Annotated in this window: 2 protein-coding genes; one reads left to right on the top strand and one right to left on the bottom strand. The window is 68.0% G+C overall.

Annotation, left to right across the window (positions count from 1 at the left end):
* A partial coding sequence (locus AC1D01_RS35355; protein ID WP_477874282.1) for a hypothetical protein occupies positions 1-366 on the bottom strand: 366 nt, incomplete at its 3' end.
* Between the two features lie 154 nt (positions 367-520).
* Between AC1D01_RS35355 and AC1D01_RS35350 the strand changes: the two genes are divergently transcribed.
* Positions 521-1,258 (top strand): SDR family oxidoreductase (locus tag AC1D01_RS35350; RefSeq protein ID WP_477874284.1); only part of this gene is annotated, 738 nt, incomplete at its 3' end.

Raw genomic sequence — 1,258 nt, 5'->3', positions numbered from 1 at the left:
GGCCAGGCCGGCCGCAACGGCGGGCGCCGCTGCCAGGCCGGCGGCCACGGCGCCCACCCCGGCGGCCGCGCCACCCAGCAGCGTCAAGGCTCCGATGCCGACCTTCTTCCATCCTGGGACACGCTGGATGGTTTGTGCAGGGGACCGCTGCGGGGCAGCCGAGCGGCGACCGACCGCTTGCGCGGGGGCTCGCGTGGACGAACCGAAGGCCCGGGCCATGGCTTCGCGCTGCGCCACCATGCGTGGACTGTTGGCCAGCAGCTCGGAGAGTTTCGCGGTGGTGCGATGACCCCGCGTTGCGGCAGGCGAGGTCGGTTCCCGTTTGCGAGTTGTCCGCTCGAAGCCAGCACGCTCGTCGTTCGCCATGCAATGCATTGGAACGGCGCCAAGATGGCTTGGGTATCGGTCAAAAGCTGATTTTGTGGCCTGTGAAGCGCATCGAATTCAGTGTCCGGATGCAGCCAGACGCGCGGCTCGCACGAGCACACAGTGCATGTCCATCAACAAGCAGAGAGAAGACATGACCGCACTGGCCAACAAGGTTGCCATCGTCACCGGGGCAAGTTCAGGAATCGGGTATGCCACCGCGAGGATGTTCGCGCGAGAAGGGGCCAGGGTGGTCGTGACGGCCCGGCGCCAGGGGCTGCTCGACCGGCTGGTCGCCGAGATCGTCGACGCTGGCGGCCAGGCCATCGCCGTCGCTGGAGATGTGAGGGACGAGGCCACGGCGAAACTCGCCGTGGAGACGGCGGTCCGCGAGTTCGGAGGGCTCGACATCGCGTTCAACAATGCCGGCTCCGTCGGTGAAACGGGGCCGGTCCAGGAGGTGTCGGTGGCCGGATGGCGCGACGTGCTGGACACCAATCTGACAAGCGCCTTTCTCGGCGCCCGGTACCAGGTGCCGGCGATGATCGCGCGCGGCGGCGGATCGTTGGTGTTCACCGGCTCGTTCGTCGGCTACAGCGTCGGCATGCCCGGCATGGCGGCGTATGCCGCCAGCAAAGCGGGGCTGATCGGCCTGACCCAGGTCCTCGCCGCCGAACTCGGCGCGAAGGGCATTCGCGTCAACGCCATCCTGCCCGGGGGGACCGACACCCCCGCGAGCATCACCAATGCGCCTGGCGCCACCCCTGAGCTGTTGGCGTTCGTCGAGGGCCTCCACGCGCTCAAGCGGATGGCGAGGCCCGATGAAATCGCCCGATCAGTACTCCATCTTGCCTCTGACGCCTCGAGCTTCATGACGGGCGCAGCGCTTCTC

This window comes from Rhizobacter sp. P3_B12 (assembly GCF_056402895.1).
Note: the sequence above shows the minus strand (reverse complement) of the source record. Positions and strands in the feature narration are given on the sequence as shown.